This is a genomic window from Candidatus Sodalis endolongispinus (assembly GCF_018777395.1).
Lineage (GTDB): Bacteria > Pseudomonadota > Gammaproteobacteria > Enterobacterales > Enterobacteriaceae > Sodalis_B > Sodalis_B endolongispinus.
In genome coordinates, this window is sequence record NZ_JAFJYC010000003.1 from 70,021 (window position 1) to 89,872 (window position 19,852).

Below are 19,852 nucleotides of genomic sequence, written 5' to 3' on the forward strand. Positions count from 1 at the left end.
GCTTATTTTTTACCGCCCGGCAATACCGAGCTAAAGAAACTGAAAATCGCGTCGCCGGCAATCAAGCCTGCCGCCAGCACTTACATCTTGTTGCGCGCCGTCTCTCCCCAGATACGCAGCGCCAGCGCACGGATAGCGATACCGATCATCACCGCCCAGCCCGCCAGCGGGTTATTAATCAGCAGGCCGGTCGCCAGCAGTACCCCCATCTGGCGGCCCGGACCGCCGATAAGCTGGATGAGGGCGCCGGGGATGGCCCAGATAAGCAACGACAGAGCGATATCGGTAGAAACCACGGCATTAATAGCCGCCACATACACTTTCGCCACCGGCGGCACCTGACCGCGGCTGAAATAGTCCTGGAACACAAACATCACCACCGGAATGGCGACGACAAAAACCAGCATAGCCGCCAGCAATTGTTGGCGGCGGCCCTCCAGCTCCAGCCGGGTGTGTTGTCCCTTACCGCGCATAATGTACCCCGCCTTTAAGTCGTAACCCATGTCAGCGAACGCCGGGCCGGTCGCGGTCGAAAACCCACATAACATGACAAATGCGACGGGCGGGAAACCGATCAAAATGCCTACCAACAGGGTAATCAATGCGACGGCGAAGGCGGGGAACCAGCCGGAATGCATCGCCGCCAGACCAACAATGATTTCATGAAAGAAGGCGGCAAAGGCGGCATAGACGACAAACGCCAGCAGCCAGGGAAGCGATAGCTCTCTGTACAGACCACCGCCCAGGGCCACTGTCGCGGCGATCGCAACAAAGCCTAGCGCGCCGAATCGCAGGGTTTTGCCGATATGTTCATTCTGATTGACCGCCATCGCGTTATCGTCACTGGCCGCCGGCGCTGCGTCGTGCTTGTTGTGGCGGACCAGTTTGACTATTTGGAACAAAGAGACCAGACTGGCGCCGGCCATCACGCCATGTGGCAGATAATGTTGGTTGATATCCACGCCGAACAGCGGCGCGGAATATCCCCGCAATAGGAAGCCGACGCCCAACATCGACAGCGCCAAGATATTGCCGATAAAGGCAGTACCCAGCGCCGCCATGGGAAATTTAAACCAGGAGCCAATCGCCCCGATAAGAATACCGACGCCCAGCAGCGCCGCCTGTTTGCCACCATTATCACCGGCCTTGATTGACTCGGCGGCGGCAATCCCCGGCGGCCATGCTCCGCCAGCCGGGAAAATGCGCGTATTGAACAGCCGATAGAGCAACCAGGCGTCTAGAAACATCGCCAGCGCCACGCCGATAAACATCGGTATTACCAGATCTTGCCGGCCGAATAACCAGGGGATAGCGATGGGCAGCAATAAGGAGTTGGCCGCCCCAAAGGTGGCCGCCGAGGTGGCGCTTTGGGCAAGGTTTTGAATGTGAATGGAGCGAAAACGCATGAAGCTTTGGAGCGGAATACGCGCAATGATCATCGCCACCATGGCGCCGATGATGGCGGTATTGGGCGTTACCCCAAGCGTGGTGAGCAGTTGTACGCCAATTATCACCACAAACACGCTTAGCGCCAGCAGTAACAGCATGGTCGCGGGTTTAAACGTGCGCGGGTGAGCTTCCTGCTCGGGTTGATGATCCCCCTGGGGGTAGTGGATGGACTCACGGATGTTTCTCCTGGTATTGAAAAGGAATCAAAGTGTCTCGGTAACCCTCATATCGCCGGTTTTACGGGCGATAAGACGGGCGGCGTCTCGCAGTAGGCCGGCCAGGCGAACGATTTCTTCCGGGTGCGCCAGCGATTGGGGCAGCGAGAGGCAAAACGCCACCGCTTCATGGGTCGCAGGATCGCCCACGGCGCAGCTCACCGAAGCCGTATCGGTCACCGATTCGTTGATCGCGGTGGCATAGCCTCTCTCCCGCGTCTGTTGAATCAAACGGCGGATACTGTCCTCGCTTTGGTGAACGCCGTTAAGTTGCGTCGCGACAGGAGCAGACGCGAAGAACTCATCGATTTCGTCCTCCGAGAGACGTGCCAGCAGCGCCCGACCCGTTAAGGTGCCACAGGCCGGCGAACGCGAGCCTGGCCACGTCACCATGGGTAATGCATGGCGGCCGTGGATGACGCGCAACACCAGTATTTCACGGTTATCCAGCAGCGAGATATACCCAGTACAGCAGGTACGCTCGCACAACGATCGCAGCGCGGCATCCACCCGCTCATTAAGTGGCACCTGCTGGCGCGCAATATGAGCGGCCCCCAGCAGCAACGCGCCGGGCATGAAATGACCTTGCGCATCGTCTTTTTCGAGATAACCGTATTGCACCAGTTGATTCACCACACGCGACGCTGTGCTTTTCGGCATCTGAATATGGTTGATGAAGTCATTGACGCGGATGCCGCGCTGTAAAGAGGTCATCAACTGCAATATTTGAGCGCTGGTTTCCAGGATAGACATGGTAAAGTCTCATAAAATGTGACAAAGAACCTTAAAATGAAACTGCAAGATTGATGCCAGAGGTGAAATGCCGTCAGGACGGGCGTCCAAGCCTCACGGCAACGTTAAAATGCACCTTATTGGTGCGTTTTGCTGTGCGGATGATGCATTATGGTGCAATGGGAGTGGATGGGGATATTACTGCTGTGCGCTACGCTACAAGATCCGCAGCGAGGTTAACATTAGCGCGAGTCCGGTGAATAAAGTGATTGTCGCCATGGCCATACCTTGCCCCACTGAACCTTGTTCAAATTGCCGCCAGATAAAGACCGCAACGGTTTGGGTGCCGGCGGGAGCCAGGAGAAGCGATGGCAAACACCATCAGCATTGCCGCCAGCAAGGCGGGAAACACCATCGGCAGCACGATATGCCAAAGCGCCCGCCACGGCGTGGCGCCGTGAACGCGACCGGCGGGCTCCAGGCTGGAGCCCATCTGGCGCAGCGCGCTGCCGACATAGCGCACCGGACAGGGTATTAACAAGCAGCAATACGACAGGAGCAAAATGGCCCAGGTGTTGTAAGGCGAAACCGGCCAAAAAGCGCGATTCCACAGCAATATCAACCCCACGCCCACCACAATACCCGGCAGCGCCGCGGGCAGCAGCGATAGCGCATCGATCACTGTTCGACCGGTTATTCGCGCCACCACCGTCAGCCAGGCGGCCAGTAATCCCAACAGACCGGTGATAACGGCCGTTGCCAGCGCCAGCGACAGACTGGTGCTGAGCGCCGCGAGTACATCGCCCCCTTGGTCAAATAGCGCCGTATAGTGCCCACCGGTCAGGTTTGACCAAGATAAGCCGCTCGACAGCGTGGACATCACCCCGGTAAGCGTCATTGACGCCACCGGTACGCCCACGGACAGCAACGCCACAGCCACCAGGGCGCAGATCACCGGCATGCGCGCCACACCCAGGCGTGCGCCGCTGGATGCCGCCGGTTTGCCGGTAATGCTGGTGACGTCGTGGTCGTTGACCAGCCGGCGCTGTAGCCACCAGCCACACAGCGCAATGGCAATCAGCACCAGCGACAGCAGGGCCGCTCCGTGCAAATCGATCGTCCAGTCGGCGAGTTTCGTCTCAATGCCGACCGTCAGCATCATAACACCGGCACGGGCGCCAAGCGCCGCCGGCACGCCGTATTCTTCGGCTGCCAGCGTAAAGGCCAGTAACATTCCCGCTGCCAGGGCAGGCGCGAGCATCGGCAGTGTGACGTGCCGAAACGCGCGCCAGGCACTGGCACCATGTACCCGCGCAACCCACGCCAGCCGCTGCCCGCTGCTGAGCAAGCTGCGCGAGACAGCGAAATAGACCACCGGGAAAATGTTAAAAGTCATCACCAGTATCATGCCGGTCGGACTGAACAGCAGGGCATTTAAATCCAGGCCGGTTAATTGCATCACATAGCCCTGAGTCTGCAGCGCCAGGATCCAGGATAAGGCCGCGATATAAGGCGGCGTAAGAAAGGGGATCAGAAACAGGACATCCCACAGGCGTGGCGCCGGTAAGTCAAACAACCCGCGCACGACGCCGAGCGGTAAACCGATGATAGCGCTCAATAATGCCACCCCCGCAGCAATCCACAGCGTGCCGCCAAGCATGGCCGGCAATTGCGGATCGTGAATAAGCGGTGCGATGCCGCGAAACGCCCCCTGCAGCGACCCGGCGCTGAATTGAGGAAAAATGGCTTGCAACACGATAAACGCCAGCGGCAGCGCCACCAGAATTATTAGCAGTAGCACGGTAACAAAAGACAGCGTATGTGTTTTCACAACGGAGTTCCCGCCGGCGGGGACGGTCCCGCCGGGCTTGGTCAATTACTGGGTGAATAGACGGTTGTAGCGTTCTAGCACGCCAGCGCTTTCACTGCTGCCGTCGCTGCGTGTCGGAAGAACGGTCAATTGGTTGAGCAACCGGCGCTTGGCGCTAATATCAGAACGAGCCGGCATCAGCCAGGCGCCCGCCACTAGCGCCTGTCCTTCCGGCGACAGCACATAATCGATGAACGCCTTGGCATCAATGGCGTGCCGCGTGGTTTTCAGGATCATCATCGGCCGCGGCGCCACCACGGTGCCGCTGGCGGGGAAGATAACCTTAAGCGACTCACCTTGGTGGATGTTGCCGTAAGAGACATAATCCACGGCGCCAAAGACGGCCGCTTTCGCCCCCTACATCACCGGCGTGACCGCTTGGGCATTGGGTCCGCTGACCACCATGCCTTTCTGCTTAAGATCGGCAAACAAGCGCCAGGCGCGTTCGCCGAGGCTGTTTTGCAATCCGATCAGTAGATCGAGCGACGCACCTGAGAGTGCCGGGTCTGTGGTGGTCACCTTGTCTTTAAACGCCGGCAAGGTCAAATCGCGCCATTCTTTCGGCTCGGGTGTCCCGCTCTGCGTGTTCCAGACTATACCCAACGCAGAAACACCCTGGGCAACATAATCCTCGGCCTGCAGCCAGTCAGGTATCTATTGTGCATTGGCGCTACGGTAGGGCAGCAGCCAGCCGCGCTGATGCAGATCTTCCGCGTTGTCCACTGAGGCGGAGATGAGGATATCCGCCTGCGGATTCGCCTGCTCGGCCTCTAGACGCGCCATGACTTTACCTGTAGTAGCCTGGAACACATTGACTTTTACGCCGGTGTGCTTTTCATAACCGGCTGCAAGCTTTTTCGCCAGCGCCCCCGGCCCGGCGGTGTACACCGTTAGCGCATGGGCGCTGGACATCATGACCGCTGACAACATCATGGCTAGCACCACTCCTTTTTTAATCGGCATAAACCTTTGCATGGGATCCCCCTGAGGATGATAAAACGTGACGGACGGCTTGAACGCGGCCGGTGGATAAATGCACGATACGATGCGCCAGCCGTTCTGCTTCGTGGCGGTCATGCGTGACATAAACGGCGGTGGTGGTGCCCAGCTGGCGCAGCAGGCGGGCCATTTCCCGGCTCAGTTATTCACGCAGCTCGCTGTCCAGGTTGGACAGCGGTTCATCGAACAGCAGAACGCCGGGTTCCGCCACGATGGCGCGCGCCAGCGCCACGCGCTGCTGTTGACCACCGGACAATCCGGCCGGCCTGCGGGCGGCGAAAGCGGCGAGGCCAACCCGCTCCAGCGCCTCGCCGACGCGACGTGCGCGTTCGTCGCGCGCCACCCGCCGCATGCGCAGCGGGAAATCGACGTTCTGCGCGACCGTCATGTGCGGCCACAGGGCGTAATCCTGAAATACCATGCCGAGGTCACGTTGCTCCGTGGGCAACGCCCAGCCTGGTCGGGCCACCACGCGCTCGCCGAAACGAATAGTCCCGCGGGCAGGCTGTGTCAGCCCCGCCAGCAGGCGCAGCAGGGTGCTTTTACCGCAGCCGGACGGCCCCAGTAGCGCAACGATTTCGCCGGGTTCGATATGCAAATCTATGTGGTCGAGAACGGTGTGAACGCCGAACGCATAGGAAACGCCTTCCAGCGTGAGAGAGGTGAATGCACGCATCAGTGCCCCCCGAGATGAGAACAATCCGCTACACCAGCGGGCAACATCCAACGGGGCGCACTCGCCTGTGTCGCTAACAGGGGAGCCAACATCTGTATATCCTCTTTGGGATTTCATTGCGGGCCAGAATAGGGGGCATTTGTGACAACGGTATGACGGCGGAAGATTTTGCCTGCATGCGCCGCAAAGCGAAGGCCACGCTTGGGGAGAAATTTATTCGCCCGGGTCTCCGGCTTGCTCGGTAAAGCCGGTGTCGCTCTTATTCACGCACTCCCCGGTTAATACGCAACGGGGCGCGGGAATAGAGTGGGTGCTATGATATCGCGATGAGAGCAGCACAGAATAACCATGTAGCGTCTCGTGGTTGGGTTAACCCTATCTTGCTATTGCAGGGTTAACAAAAACTAATGTTGCACCCTAAGCAAGGGGTCAGCCGGATGGCAGGTTGCAGCCAGCTACGTGACAGCGTCACCATTGGCGGCGCAGGATCCTTACCTAGCGCGGGAGAGGCGGCGCCTTGACAGCGTCGTCGTTGTCCGTACGACCTGGTCTGAATACCTGCCGTCAACGGTGGCGTCAGCAACATCGTACAGGGCGGCCCCAGCAGCAGCGCGCGGCGCACAAAGGCCGCCATGTCCCTCAGCCTCTCTTAATAGCGTCAAGCGCTGCAAACGTTCGCGCGCGGCGCGGGTCACAATCCCCAGCTTGCGACACACCCGGCTGACGCTTGCGCCTTGGCGAAGGCGTTCCGCCGCAGGGCCGTCTACGGCGATCATTTCCAGCTTTTCCCGTGCTTCAACGCTTAAGCCGCCAATCCCGCCGTAAATGCGTGAAAGGGTATCGCAGGCTTCACCGCGCCGAAGACGCTGTGCGGCTGGGCCCATTATCGCCTTCATTTCAAGCATACGATGCTCCTCGGCATTTAAGCCATGTTCCATCGCCAGGCGGAAGCAGTCTTTTGGGTGTCTCGTTCTAAGGCGGGGGTAAATGTAACGGTTAATTCAACGGTGACGTCGCGCGCCTGTATCCTGATTCGGCTGCGGGGAAATCGGGTTGGTACCGGGACTTTCGGCTGGTCTGATGGCCCTTATCCGATCAACCAGCCATTGGGGAGGATGGTTTTGTACTGCTGCAGGTTGATACGCGATGCCAGCAGGCACGGCCGTGTGTGTCAGGGACGCTATAGGCATAGTTATCTTCCGTCTGAGGTAAGGAACGCATCAGGATAGCGAAGGGGCGCATGAAAAAAAATGAAGAAAATGGCTTTCAGCGGGCAGGGCGTTAGCTGGCGCAGACGGAGTGTCTGGACCGGTTTTTCCGGGCCAAAATGGTTTCCGTTAACGAGAGTGCCGGGCTGATAGGGAGAGGGAATTTGCCTGCCACATCAGACAGCAGGCGCAGCAATAGCATTAAGCTTGGCAAGCGCATCCGCGGGGAGCGTAAGCTGGAGGCTCGCCATATTTTCCCGTAAGTGGTGGGGAGATGAGGTGCCAGGAATGAGCAGAATATTCGGCGCGCGCTGCAGCAACCAGGCCAGCGCAACCTGCATCGGCGTGGCGTCCAGCGACTGTGCCACTGCATTAAGCTGGGTCGATTGCAGCGGGCTGAAACCGCCGAGGGGAAAGAAAGGTACCCAGGCAATTCCCTGAGCGGCCAGGGAGTCAATCCATGCGTCATTATTTCGGTTCGCGACGTTGTACATGTTCTGCACGCAAGCAATAGGGGTCATTTCCTGCGCCTCGGCGATTTGTTGCGCCGTAACGTTACTCAGGTCAATATGACGGAGTAGGCCGCGCTCTTTTAGCGCAATCAGCGCCTCCAGCGGCTCAGCGATGGATCCTTCGGCCGGCTGCATCGGATCGATCATACTGCGCATATTCACCACCTCCAGCACCTAAAGGCCTAAATGACGCAGGTTGTCCTCCACCGCGCGTGTTATCTCAGCGCCGCTCATGGCGGATAACCAGTTGGCTTGCGCATCTCGCTTCGCGCCGACCTTGGTGACAATGCATAGATCGTCAGGGTAAGGATATAACGCTTTTTTAATCAGCTGGTTAGTGATGTGCGGCCCGTAAAAGTCGCTGGTATCAATATGCCGCACGCCCGCTCTAATGGCATCGCGCAGCACCTGAAGGGCTGTTGCTTCATCGGCGGGTGGACCATAAACCCCGGGACCGGACAATTGCATTGCGCCGTAACCCATGCGGCTAATTTGACGGTCGCCCAAGCGATAGGTGAGAGCGGATTCTAACATGGCATACCTCCTGAAATAGTGACCGGAGGATTGTAACGTTACCTTAACTGTGCGACTATCCAGCTAAATAGTGACAGGCTGTACGAGGTGGCGGACAATGCGGCTCGATTTAGGACTGCTTCACGCGGTGGCGGCGGTGGCCAAAGCGGGAGGATTTCGCGAAGCCGCGCGCGTCACGGGCAGCAATGCCTCACGGCTCAGCGATGCGGTGCGGCGGGCAGAGCAACAGCTGGGCGTCCGCCTGTTTCACCGCAATACGCGCACGGTGGTGTTAACCGAGGTGGGCAGGACATTGATGGATCGCTTGTTGCCGGCCATGAGCGAAGTCGATGCGGCGCTTGACGACCTCAATCGCTACCGCGATACCCCTACCGGCACGTTGCGGCTGTACGTCCCGGTCAGTGCGACACGGTTGGTGCTACCCTCAATTCTCCCGGCCTTCCTGGCGCGCTACCCGGACATTCAGGTAGATATCGTCGCGGAAAGCAACGTCCAGGACGTGTTTCGCGATGGTCGCGATGCCGGCATCCGTTATGACGAATGCCTCGAGCAGGATATGGTGGCGTTGCCGATAGGACCGCGCCAGCAGCGCTTCGCCGTGGCCGCCGCGCCGGCCTATCTCGACAAGTATGGCCGGCTCATGCATCACCGCTGTATTCGCGTGGCGGTATGCCACCGGCGTAACCCCGGAATGGGAATTTGAGCGCGGCTACGAAACCGTACGTCTTAACGTTAACGGATCGCTGGTGCTCAGTATTGGCAGCGCGATGGACCTGGCGGTAGCGACGGCGATAGCGGGTGGCGGTATTGTCTATCTTTTTGAAGAGTGGCTTAAACCTGCGATTGACAGCGGTGAGCTGGAGGGCATCTTACCCTCGTGGTGGCTGCCTTTTACCGGTCCCTATCTTTATTATTCCAACCGGCGCCTCATCCAGGCACCGCTCAAGGCGTTCATCGATTTCGTCCGCAACGGGGAAAGTTAAACGCTTTCACTCTATTGGCGGGATGACGGTGATGCGTAGAGCGAGAGATTCAACCTTCTATTCCATCACGGCGGCACCATCGTGCTACTGACCAAGGCTGACAGCGAGTTCCCTGATAAGACCACTTGGCTATCGTCTTCGGACGCTCATGCCAGGACGTCAGCGAGGCCGATGCGCTTGAAGTGGTGTCCCCTACACAAATGGCAACGACTTCAACGCCCGCACGCTGCAAAATGTGACCTCGCAATTTATGGCTGGGAGCACTTCGGTCGGTTTTGCCACGCTTGGTCCCTGGTTGGTCCCGCGGGACACGATAGCTGACTCGAATGCGCTGCGCGCGCAGACCCGGGTGAACGGCGCTCTGCGCCAGAACGGCAATACACGGGATATGATTGTTACTTGCCGACAGCTTATCCGTTAGGTTTCGCGTCTTATGACCTTTAAACCCGGTGATATTATGTTTACCGGAACACCCCTTGGGGTCATCTGGGTCAGAAGACACGGTGTGAAGTGCGACAGTGGCTGAAGGCCGGAGATTAGGTGCTCTCGTCAATCGAAGGGCTGGGGGATCGACAGGTTTCTCTTCTCTGATACGTTGCTACGATAGGAGGAGTGATGAGCGACAACGTGTACATCGAAAAAATGTATATCCTGGACGGTGGTCAGGCCCAGGTCGATGACGCTTCCCGTTATTCGCCAGGGATTGATATGGGTGTACCCATGGTGCTGAGCTGCAACACGTATCTTATTCGCCACCGTGACCAATGGCTGTTGTGGGATACCGGCACCCAGGATGATCTGATTGCGGTGCCCGAGGGGCGGGTTATAGCGCATGGCATTCTCGGTACGGTACGTAAAACGATCGCCGCCCAACTTGCCGAAATCGGCGTCGCTCCACAAGATATCGGCACGTTGGTCCTTTCTCATGCGCATTATGATAATGCCGGCAATTGCCGTTTATTCCCGTGCGCGCGGTGGATAGCGTAACAGTCTGAATATGACGCCATGTTCGGCGCCGATCATGCCCAGTTCGGCTACCGCCCGGAATTGTACGCCACGCTGCTGGATAATCCGCGTGTAATGGTGGAAGGGGATTACGATATCTTCGGTGATGTGGCGGTGCGCCTGATAGCTACCCCGGGCCATACGCCGGGGCATTGTTCGCTGTTTATCCGCATGCCACGTTCCGGCCTGGTGGTCCTGAGCGGTGATATGGCGCACAATCGGTTCAACTTCCACTGCCGGTGCGTCCCATCGCTGAATGCTGATGAGGCGGCGACGCGAGCATCGATGGAAAAAATGGCGCGGCTGCAACGGGCAACGCAGGCCAAAATGTGGTTTAACCATGATACTGAGCAAAGCGCCACCTTACCTCACGCGCCGCGCTGGTTAGCCTGACTCGCCTTGTTTCATCCCTCAGTCGGCCATGCGGGCGGCAACGCTCCGGCTTGAGTCGAGCGCGCATCACGTTTTGGCGACAGGCCAAACATGCGCCGATACTCCCGGCTGAACTGAGACGGGCTTTCATAACCGTTGGCATAGGCGGCGGTTTCCACATTCTTGCGCTCCGATACCAACAAACGCCGACCTTCGAGCAGACGAAGTTGCTTTTGATATTGTAGAGGACTCATTGCCGTCACGGCTTTGAACTGGCGATGGAATGTGGACAGGCTCATGCCGGCGGCGTCAGCCAGAGATTCAATGCGAATGGGTTCTGCGAAACGGGCACGTAATTGCTGAATTGCTCGAATGACCCGCTCAAGATGGCCTCGCTCAAGCGTCATATTTAGGATATGGCCGCCGTGAGGGCCGGTCAGCAGCCAATAATACAGCTCGCTCAGCGCCATCGGCGCCAGCAGCGTGATAGCCTACGGCGTCTCCAAAAGCTGTACCAGACGTAAAATGCATTGCGCCAGAGGCCCGCTATCGATAGCGGTAACAATTGCCCCGGACGTATTGGCACCCGCCTTCACACTAGACGGCAAAGCGCTAAGGCTTTTCAGCGTCGCCTTCAACCGGTAGGGATCCAACGCAATAATAATGCCCAGGAAAGGCTTATCGGCACTGGCCTGCACCACACGCCCCACGGAAGGCATTTCCACATTGACCAACAACGCCCTACCCGCACCATAACGGTAGCGTTGGGAGCCGAAACTGGTCCATTTATCCCCCTGTGCGACGACACATAAAGCCGGTTTGGCTAGTAAATGTGACGGCGGTTTTTCCTGATCGGCCCGCACCAGGATCACACTGTCAATATCCGTCAGGTACTGGCTTTCTCCCGTTAAGCCATCGGTAATACGCTCAAGGGTACGAGCAAGTTCTGACATTTCACTCACTCCGACTGATGTGCGGCGCCGCACCGGCGCGTGACAGGAATAGGCAAGAAACAGGCATATATTAATCTGTGAAAGGGCAACTGAATACCGAAAAATACCTTTTTCTGCCGAGAGGACAACAATATGCCAACGCCACATTCCAAAATCGCCATCATTACCGGAGGAAGCCTCGGTCTGGGCCGCAATACGGCCTTGAACCTCGCTAAACGCGGAGTCGATATTATTTTTACCTATCATTCTCACCACGCTGAGGCGAAGGCGGTGCAAGCACTTATCGAACAAGCCGGGGTGCGCGCTATCGCCTTAGCGCTGGACACCGGCGACACGGGGACGTTTGCGGCGTTTGTGGAACGGGTCAAAGACGCGCTGGTAACATTGCAAGCGACGCATATCGACTATCTGGTGAATAACGCGGGCATTTCACATCATAACAGCATTACTCTGACGACCGAAGACGAGTTGGATGCCCTCTATCGGGTACATGTCAAAGGGGTATTTTTTCTAACGCAGCACTTGTTGCCCCTGATCCGTGACGGCGGAAGCGTGGTGAATATTTCATCAGGGCTGACCCGCGTTATTTATCCCGGTAGTTGCGCCTACGGGGCCATGAATGGGGCGGTGGAGATTTTCACACGCTATCTGGCCAAAGAACTCGGACCGCGGCGGATCCGCGTCAATGTGGTAGCACCAGGATCGATCCAAACCGATTTCAGCGGCGGTATGGTGCGCGACAACCCCGCCATCAATAAGGCGGTTTCGGACATGACGGCGTTGGGGCGGCCTGGTCTGCCCGATGATATTGGACCGATGATCGCAAGCCTGCTGTCTGAGGAAAACCGTTGGGTGAATGCGCAACGTATTGAGGTGTCGGGCGGCATGGCAATTTAAGTTTGTCCGCGGCGCCGGGCGCGTCTGCCAGGCGCGCAGCCGGGTTAGTCCAGATCCGCCCCGTTGCTGGCGATGACCTTTTTATACCACCAGAAAGATCTTTTCCGCCGGCGCGCCAAGGTACCATTGCCTCGGTCGTCGCGATCGACATAGACAAAGCCATAGCGTTTACTCATCTCGCCGGTTGAAGCAGCGACCAGATCGATACATCCCCAGGTGGTATAACCGATAACCGGTATCCCGTCGGCAATAGCGTCGCCCATGGCGCGGATATGTTCGCGCAGGTAGCTGATGCGGTAATCATCGTTGATTTCGCCGTTGGCATCAGGTTCATCGCGCGCCCCCAGGCCATTTTCTACCAGAAACAGCGGTTTCTGATAGCGGTCATACATCATATTCATGGTAATGCGCAGCCCGAGAGGGTCAATGCCCCAGCCCCATTCGCTGCGTGACACATGCGGATTGGCCAGGGATTTCACCACGTTCGCCGCACTGCTGTTATGTTCGTTCATCTCAGCGGAGGCGCAGCGCGAGGCATAATAGCTAAAGGAGACGAAATCGACGGTATGTTTTAGAATTGCGTCGTCGCCGTCCGCCATCGCCACCTCGATCCCCTTCTCGCGGAACAGACGGCCGGTCCAGGCGGGGTAGGCACCACTGGCCTGGACATCGATAAAGAACAGATTTTCCCTATCCTTTTCCAGCGCGGCACACACATCTTGCGGTTTGCACGACCAGGGATAAAAATTACCGCCTGCCAACATACAGCCGACTTGGTTGGCCGGATTCACTTCATGAGCGATTTTGGTGGCCAGCGCGCTGGCAATGAGTTCGTGATGGGTCGCCTGATACTTTACTTGCTCAACATTCTCGCCCTCTGCAAAGACCAGATCCGCGCCGGAGAACGGACTGTGCAGCAATATATTGATCTCGTTAAAGGTCAGCCAGTATTTCACCAGCCCGTCGAACGCGGTAAAACAGGTGCGCGCATAGCGGGTAAAAAAGTCGACCATCTTTCGGTTGCGCCAGGAACCATATTCAATGACCAGATGCATAGGCACATCAAAGTGGCTCAACGTCACCAACGGCTCAATACCGTGACGACGGCATTCCATGAACAGATCGCGATAAAACGCGATGCCTTGTGGATTGGGGGTTAACTCATAGCGACTCGGCACGGGGGCCATCGATCAGGCCGAGGTCCCGACCAGCGTGAGGCGTTAACTGATGTGAATGCCGCCTGGCGTGCATTTAACAAGCGCGAGCCGGACTGGAATAAAACCGAGCTGGCGCCGGGGCCCAGATTTGCGCTACCCCCTGCGGAACCAGCGCTACCGAGTGGGTAAGGCCTAAATAACTTGCAACATGCCAGATCAGGTAAGTTAAGGTGCCAACGACACGCTATAGTTGCCATCATCCTTTGCCGCTATGATACCGCCCGGTTACCAGGGAGGTTGTGATTTATCCCCCTGAAACACCAGACAGTAGCTGTATCTCCAGATAAGAGATAGGCTTGAATATATGTCTAACACTAACGCCAATTTTGATATGACCGGGATCCTGTTAGGTCAAGAAGTCCGTAAACGTAAAACTCCTCAGGAAAAAATGGCCATTATTCAGCAGAGGATGGAGCCCGGCATGAATGTCTCCCATCTCGCACGACTGCACGGTATCCAGCCCAGCCTGCTGTTTAAGTGGAAAAAGCAATATCAGGAAGGAAGCCTCACCGCCGTGGCTGCCGGGAGGACGTTGTTCCTGCCTCTGAGCTTGCAGCTGCATTGAAGCAGGTCCGGGAGCTCCAGCGCCTTCTGGGTAAGAAGACGATGGAGGTTGAGATCCTAAAAGAAGCCGTGGAGTACGGCCAGTCACGAAAATGGATAGCGCACGCGCCCTTGTTGCCAAAGGCCGGGGAATAGCACAGGTCAGCCGCGCCATGAGCGGGTCGCGTGCGCCGCTGTCACTGCGGATTAAGCGTTCTGCCGACTGGCAGGACAGGCGCTGTAACCGGCGTAATGACGAAGCAGACGCTGAAATACTGTCGGACATCCTCGACATCATCAGCGATATGCCCAGCTACGGCTATCGGCGGGTGTGGGGCATCCTGTGTAAACAACGTCGCGCAGAGGGACTGACGCCGGTAAATGCGAAACGACTTTACAGGATCATGTGTGAGCATAACCTGCTGTTATTACATTGAAAACCAGAGCGGCCGAGGCGTGAGCATAAGGGCAGGATCGCGGTGGCAGAAAGCGATATGCGCTGGTGTTCAGATGGCTTCGAGTTCGGCTGCGACAACGGTGAAAAACTGCGGGTCACGTTCGCACTGGACTGCTGCGACAGAGAGGCCATAGACTGGTCTGCGAGCACTGTAGGCTACGACAGTTCGACCGTGCAGGATGTGATGCTGATGTCGGTAGAAAAGCGCTTCGGCGACAGGTTACCCGATACAGCGGTGCAGTGGTTGACGGACAACGGTTCAGCGTATACCGCGCATGAAACGCAGAGGTTCGCCAGAGAACTGGATCTGGAGCCCTGCACAACAGCGGTGAGCAGCCCGCAGAGCAATGGCATGGCCGAACGGTTCGTGAAGACGATGAAGGAAGACTATATCGAGTTCATGCCAAAACCGGATGCGAGAACAGCCCTGCGAAACCTTGCAGCAGCGTTCACGCATTACAATGAAAACCATCCGCACAGCGCGCTGGGATATCACTCTCCGAGAGAATACCGGCGGCAGCGTGCTTCGTTAACTTAAGATACAAAAGCTGTACGGAGATGGCGGGGCAAGATCACATGATCCCGGTCATATCAAAATTGGCGTTAGTGTTAGACATATATTCAAGCCTATCTCTTATCTGGAGATACAGCTACTGTCTGGTGTTTCAGGGGGCTAAATCAGTTACGTTTTTAGATATGCATTTAGCGCTTCACGAATAATAGCACTCACATTTTTCGGATCTGTACCGTTACGTTTGTTCTCCAAGGCGATATCTTCTACCGCGAGTAATAATGACAAAGGCAGCGAAATGGTAGTACGCGCAATCTTTTCTTCTTGCGGCACTGCGGCTGGTGGTGGAGAATTTTGAGATTCGCCATAAGGACGATCCGCCAAGCGATTTGCCAATGCATCCGCCTCAGCCTCACTCACGGTTCTTCTCACGGGTTTTTTCAGCGCCACTAAAATATCTCCTTAAGCAACGCCATAACTTCTGCCTTCGCGTTATCATTAGAAGCCTCCAAAACAGACTTCCCTTCCGACATGACATCGCGGTAGATTTTGCGATGGCAGGCAATGGCATTAAGTGGCTTGATACCGGCAAACTCACTGACAAATTCCAGAAACTCCCGGCGTTCATTACCCCGGATGACCGGATTAGTCGTTGCCATACTCTGATAACTGAATGCTTTCAAATCTGGATTCAAATCACGCATGCTTTCCACCTGCTGCTTTAGTTCAATCATTGTATCCAGGTCGAGTTGTGAGCATTGGTGTGGCGCTATAATTTGATGGGCGACTGTTCCTCCCGTGATCAGTTCACGACTGTTTCTGCCGGCTACATCCACAATGACGTGATCATATTTTTGATCGAGGCTCCGCAGGGTTTGAGAAATATTGTCTCTTTTTTCGATAAGCGTCACCGTAGGGATAAGTTCAGCCTGCTCCCTCTCGGCATACCATCGTGCTGCCGAACGTTGTACGTCGGCATCCACCAGGCAGACATCATAGCCTTGCATCGCTAATCCAACGGCAACATTTATCGCTGTCGTGGTCTTACCCGCCCCGCCCTTATTACAGCCTATGATTGTAATCATCAATGTGTCCCATGTGTTTGTAGTGGCTGAACAGCTTGATAAGATTATACCTGTGATATTTTAAGTAGCAAGTATTACGTCTCAAGTATGAAGTGTGAATTAATATCTGATAGGATTTCCCTCTACGTTCTTTGTTGTTAGAAAATTTCAAAAAGTTCAGTACTCTCATCATTGGGTGCGGTATTGCGGATTAGGGTCAGCCACTCCGGCATTTTTGGGCGGTACCGATTTCGCTACGTCCCCATTGAAAGCCGGACCAGCGAGGCGGGAAAGGGCCCTAACGGGGTCATTTATAATGTCAGAGAGCAAATACGAAAACGGCTCACTCAGTGTGTAAGGCACCATCGTGATCCTCGCTGTAGGACAATTTTTACTTTAAACCCGTCGGTAAGACCGCGTGGGTGGAGTCAGTCAGAACCAACGGGTTGGGCTCGGTGGGTTGTTTATCAGGGTGGGGTCAGTCCAACAACAGGCCTGGATCGTCTGTCGTAACGGGGTCGTCCATTGCGAGCAGAATGTAGTTCAAATCTAAATGCAATTCACTTAAACACCGATGAAAGCCTCGCAACATCGCTAATTCAGACTGTTGAGACATTTTGGTAACCAAAGCTTCCTCTTTAGGGTGACATTGTCACACACCAATATGGCGGTTATCAAACGCCTGGTCTCGCTTCCGTATCGACTTGATACTGTATATTAGAAGGGCGAGCGGCATTATTGAGTATCCGTAATAACCACTAAGGAGAGAGTGAAAATAATCGTAACCACTATAGCAAGTAGCAACCACTGCGGTGAGCACTATCCACTATAGTGAGTCTCGTCATGCGGGTCGGCACCTAACTACTGTGATGAGTAGCTAACCTCGGCACCAAGGACAAGCTTTAGAGCTAAACGATGTTAGTATATGCTAACTCAAAGCATAATCAGACTGTTATGTATTAGTATCCACTAACCGTGTGAATGATAAAAACCACTATGGAGAGTACTTTTACTCACTACAGCGGATAATTTCTCGTTACAGCGGTTGTCGCCTTCATTGAGGTCAAAAAAAAGCCCACTAACCACTGTAGTGAGCTATTTTACTCGCCAGTGTGGTTAGGGATTTTTTTTGCTCTTACGGATTTTAGCCAACAATTCCAGCTCTTCCTTAGATAGCATAACCATCTCACCGCCTTGTTCCCCTGGCTCCTTCATGGTCTCTAAATCGTCATCGACGATATCAGGTAAACTCAGCGGGATATCGACCGGTCTAAGTTTCGGGCGACGATAATGAATCACAAAATACACAGTCTGGCCCCGTTTAATCTCGGTGTAGTCCAGATACCCAATCTCTTTCAGTTGCTCCATCGCTTTGCGAACCGTAGCATTCTGTGTAACTGTGCGGGATGTCAGGTTCAGCCTGGCGCGTAGACGTCCCATAGAGATCGGGGCGGGATCGGTAGGAAGGCTTTCAATAAAGGTATAAAGCGCCTGGGCGGATTCCTTACGCGACAACTCGTTGATGGCCCTGAGCTGCAACAAAACCTTCTTATCAAACTGATATAACTCGAATATTTTTGGATCAGCCTGCAGTGTCACTGAGTCATTTTTCGTACTATATTTTGCCGATTGGACCAGGTGAGTGACGTAGTACTCCCCTTCCCTGTTACTAAATGCGATCGTATTGGTTGCAATACGCGTCAGGGATGCATCAAGACGACTTCTAAGTTTGGCAGAAGAACGAACAGAGGGAATACCACATAGCTTGGCAAAATCCACAAAAGGCAGTGTGACGCTGTCACCCAGCACCTTATATTTTGCAAAGGCATGTATGATACCTACCCACGTTTTGAAATCGTTGTCCATGTCCAGCCGTGCACCGGTGATCTTGATATTTTCATATCCCTCTGATTTAACGAGAGAAAGTTGTTTTAGTTCATCGGTCACATCCATGGTAGACATCTGATTTTTTCTGCCGCGGCTTGTGGACTTCAGAGTCGGTACAAATAGCCCGAGTCTCATCAACGCAACAGGCTGAACCGTGTTATTACTGTTTGGCGTTAAGTTAATAACCTCGCCGGTCCGTTTATCTGTTTCGCTAAAAGCATCAGCTATCATTTTATTTTCTTGTTCTTTTTTCGGCATAGGGATTTCCCGTGACATGAACAAGCGATCATCGCCGTGACTGGTTGCAGTGAATAGTATCACTCACTATAGCGGATACGCTACTCGCTACAGTGGTTTATTTACTCTTTATAGTAGTTAATACTCTCACCATAGTGGTTACGTTCAACAACTTGTTAAAAATCCACCTTTAGATTGGAAGACATTTAAGAGGTTGATTTAATTTATTTAAATAACGTCAAAGCGGCGGATTGTTTCAGTTTTTGGGGCTGACACCCGTTGGTGGATAACAGGCGCATTGTTGAGCATCCCCTTAGACAATTAAATCGTTATCTCCTTACCGGCAATGACTTAAGGCATTTTTCGCCGAATGAAGATAATCACAGCTGAAAAAGGTCATTTCTCACTACAGTGGTTTGGTTTCCCTCTCCAGCGAGGTTGATCTTCTCTCTATAAAGGTTGTTATACTCTCTCTAGTGGTTGTTTTACTCATCTTAGTGGTTACTGATCCCCTCCGAAGCCAGTCGCAGCAAGGCTTAGCGGGCTACGCGGATCTTAATGGATCTTTTTTTGATCTTATCATGATCTATTTGTAGGATCTGGCCTGTGGAAAACGGGGATAAACCAGTCTCATCTATCGAAAATCCCAACATTCATCGCCGATTCATCAAACACATGCTTCATAACAGTAACAACCCTGCTAGGTGAAAAATTTATCCGTATGATCACCAACAACACCATTTCTGGACAACTTATCCCGTAATCTCAAGCGAAGCACCTAAGCAGGCCTCTACGGGATTATGAGACATACGCTACCGATAGAGCACAAAATCATGTTCATCACACGCACAGGGGCTGTGAAGGAGTTTATGACATAGTTGGACTGTTACACTCCCCCTTTCTTTCAGCGTCACTAGCATTATCATATCCACACAGACTTATACTTATCAAAAAAATCATTTAAGGTTCAGTGATAACGTTGACGAGGTATCCAGTTTAATAGTTAATAAACAATCTTTGTCACGAACGCAAAACCCTTAACCTATCCAACGCAGCAAACCCTCATTCATGCATGTGATTGACTAACCCATTGCACGCGCTGTTACCTTATTCCTTTACGGACAACCTACCCTGGGAACCAGCGTTTATAACGTTCGATAACGTCAGTTTCGCCTGATCATGCTAATTGTGGTTTGCAGCTGATAAATGGGATGGACGTCTTCGCATGACTCACTCATAGCTTGATAAGTGTTTAACGAATCTAGAGAGATAAGACGGACAATACTTTCCATGATAAGTATATTGTACCGCTAGATTGATGATTAGGCACCAGAGATAACCATCTGTTTCAAGACTGCTAAGCATGTTGATGTGACATTGGTAATGTCCTTATTGATCTCAATGCGGCTTAAGCATGGCCGAATTCCTGAACGCATCATTATCAACAGCCCCTTATCACTCTAGTTCACTTACAAGGGTTGCTCTTCACCTGTTCAATGCAGACGAAGCGCTACCCGCTCCAACTGCCCAC

8 protein-coding genes and 10 pseudogenes are annotated in these 19,852 nt (G+C 54.5%); 5 read left to right on the plus strand and 13 right to left on the minus strand.

The window, feature by feature from the left end:
- Positions 1–2 precede the first annotated feature (2 nt).
- From JZM24_RS17555 to JZM24_RS17585, 7 genes and pseudogenes are all read right to left on the minus strand, one after another.
- Positions 3–1,547: pseudogene (locus JZM24_RS17555) on the minus strand (OPT/YSL family transporter).
- Between the two features lie 105 nt (positions 1,548–1,652).
- Positions 1,653–2,417, minus strand: a complete 765-nt coding sequence (locus JZM24_RS17560) for an IclR family transcriptional regulator (protein ID WP_215671338.1) — start codon at positions 2,415–2,417, stop codon at positions 1,653–1,655.
- Between the two features lie 195 nt (positions 2,418–2,612).
- Positions 2,613–4,227 (minus strand): annotated as a pseudogene (locus JZM24_RS17565) (ABC transporter permease).
- Positions 4,228–4,272: 45 nt separating this feature from the next.
- Positions 4,273–5,241, minus strand: a pseudogene (locus JZM24_RS17570) (ABC transporter substrate-binding protein).
- A pseudogene (locus tag JZM24_RS17575) lies at positions 5,219–5,941 on the minus strand (ABC transporter ATP-binding protein). The pseudogenes JZM24_RS17570 and JZM24_RS17575 overlap by 23 nt, the downstream one beginning before the upstream one ends.
- Positions 5,942–6,432: 491 nt before the next feature.
- Positions 6,433–6,846, minus strand: coding sequence for a hypothetical protein (locus JZM24_RS17580; protein WP_215671340.1), 414 nt, complete (start codon positions 6,844–6,846; stop codon positions 6,433–6,435).
- Positions 6,847–7,325: 479 nt separating this feature from the next.
- Positions 7,326–8,195: pseudogene (locus JZM24_RS17585) on the minus strand (oxidoreductase).
- Between the two features lie 97 nt (positions 8,196–8,292).
- Here JZM24_RS17585 and JZM24_RS17590 point away from each other — a divergent pair.
- From JZM24_RS17590 to JZM24_RS18980, 3 pseudogenes are all read left to right on the plus strand, one after another.
- Positions 8,293–9,178 (plus strand): annotated as a pseudogene (locus JZM24_RS17590) (LysR substrate-binding domain-containing protein).
- Positions 9,179–9,383: 205 nt separating this feature from the next.
- A pseudogene (locus JZM24_RS19910) lies at positions 9,384–9,599 on the plus strand (fumarylacetoacetate hydrolase family protein); the annotation flags it as partial.
- A gap of 299 nt (positions 9,600–9,898) precedes the next feature.
- Positions 9,899–10,576, plus strand: a pseudogene (locus JZM24_RS18980) (N-acyl homoserine lactonase family protein).
- Between the two features lie 11 nt (positions 10,577–10,587).
- Here JZM24_RS18980 and JZM24_RS17610 read toward each other — a convergent pair.
- Positions 10,588–11,025 (minus strand): helix-turn-helix domain-containing protein, encoded by a 438-nt coding sequence (locus JZM24_RS17610; protein ID WP_215671347.1) that lies wholly within the window; start codon positions 11,023–11,025, stop codon positions 10,588–10,590.
- Positions 11,026–11,046: 21 nt separating this feature from the next.
- The gene (locus JZM24_RS17615; RefSeq protein ID WP_215671348.1) at positions 11,047–11,508 is read right to left on the minus strand and encodes an AraC family transcriptional regulator; all 462 of its coding nucleotides are present in this window, start codon (positions 11,506–11,508) and stop codon (positions 11,047–11,049) included.
- Between the two features lie 132 nt (positions 11,509–11,640).
- Between JZM24_RS17615 and JZM24_RS17620 the strand changes: the two genes are divergently transcribed.
- Positions 11,641–12,405, plus strand: coding sequence for an SDR family NAD(P)-dependent oxidoreductase (locus JZM24_RS17620; protein WP_215671350.1), 765 nt, complete (start codon positions 11,641–11,643; stop codon positions 12,403–12,405).
- Positions 12,406–12,449: 44 nt separating this feature from the next.
- Here the strand turns inward: JZM24_RS17620 and ascB are convergent.
- Positions 12,450–13,580: pseudogene (gene ascB, locus JZM24_RS17625) on the minus strand (6-phospho-beta-glucosidase); the annotation flags it as partial.
- 373 nt (positions 13,581–13,953) lie between these two features.
- On the opposite strand from ascB, the pseudogene JZM24_RS17630 reads away from it, so the two are divergent.
- Positions 13,954–15,160: pseudogene (locus tag JZM24_RS17630) on the plus strand (IS3 family transposase).
- Positions 15,161–15,304: 144 nt separating this feature from the next.
- On the opposite strand, the gene JZM24_RS17635 reads toward JZM24_RS17630, so the two are convergent.
- The 3 genes from JZM24_RS17635 to JZM24_RS17645 form a co-directional block, all read right to left on the minus strand.
- Positions 15,305–15,583: a hypothetical protein gene (locus tag JZM24_RS17635; RefSeq protein WP_215671352.1), complete on the minus strand. Its 279-nt coding sequence runs from the start codon at positions 15,581–15,583 to the stop codon at positions 15,305–15,307.
- Positions 15,583–16,218, minus strand: a complete 636-nt coding sequence (locus tag JZM24_RS17640) for an AAA family ATPase (RefSeq protein WP_215671354.1) — start codon at positions 16,216–16,218, stop codon at positions 15,583–15,585. The genes JZM24_RS17635 and JZM24_RS17640 overlap by 1 nt, the downstream gene beginning before the upstream one ends.
- 1,095 nt (positions 16,219–17,313) lie before the next feature.
- Positions 17,314–18,342: a RepB family plasmid replication initiator protein gene (locus tag JZM24_RS17645; protein ID WP_281418260.1), complete on the minus strand. Its 1,029-nt coding sequence runs from the start codon at positions 18,340–18,342 to the stop codon at positions 17,314–17,316.
- Between the last annotated feature and the right edge of the window lie 1,510 nt (positions 18,343–19,852).

What these genes read in the sequence shown, in the direction of transcription:
- JZM24_RS17645 (WP_281418260.1), bottom strand. Translation starts at nt 18,342, where the DNA reads ATGCCGAAAAAAGAACAAGAAAATAAAATGATAGCTGATGCTTTTAGC.
- JZM24_RS17560 (WP_215671338.1), bottom strand. Translation starts at nt 2,417, where the DNA reads ATGTCTATCCTGGAAACCAGCGCTCAAATATTGCAGTTGATGACCTCT.
- JZM24_RS17610 (WP_215671347.1), bottom strand. Translation starts at nt 11,025, where the DNA reads ATGGCGCTGAGCGAGCTGTATTATTGGCTGCTGACCGGCCCTCACGGC.
- JZM24_RS17580 (WP_215671340.1), bottom strand. Translation starts at nt 6,846, where the DNA reads ATGCTTGAAATGAAGGCGATAATGGGCCCAGCCGCACAGCGTCTTCGG.
- JZM24_RS17640 (WP_215671354.1), bottom strand. Translation starts at nt 16,218, where the DNA reads ATGATTACAATCATAGGCTGTAATAAGGGCGGGGCGGGTAAGACCACG.
- JZM24_RS17620 (WP_215671350.1), top strand. Translation starts at nt 11,641, where the DNA reads ATGCCAACGCCACATTCCAAAATCGCCATCATTACCGGAGGAAGCCTC.
- JZM24_RS17615 (WP_215671348.1), bottom strand. Translation starts at nt 11,508, where the DNA reads ATGTCAGAACTTGCTCGTACCCTTGAGCGTATTACCGATGGCTTAACG.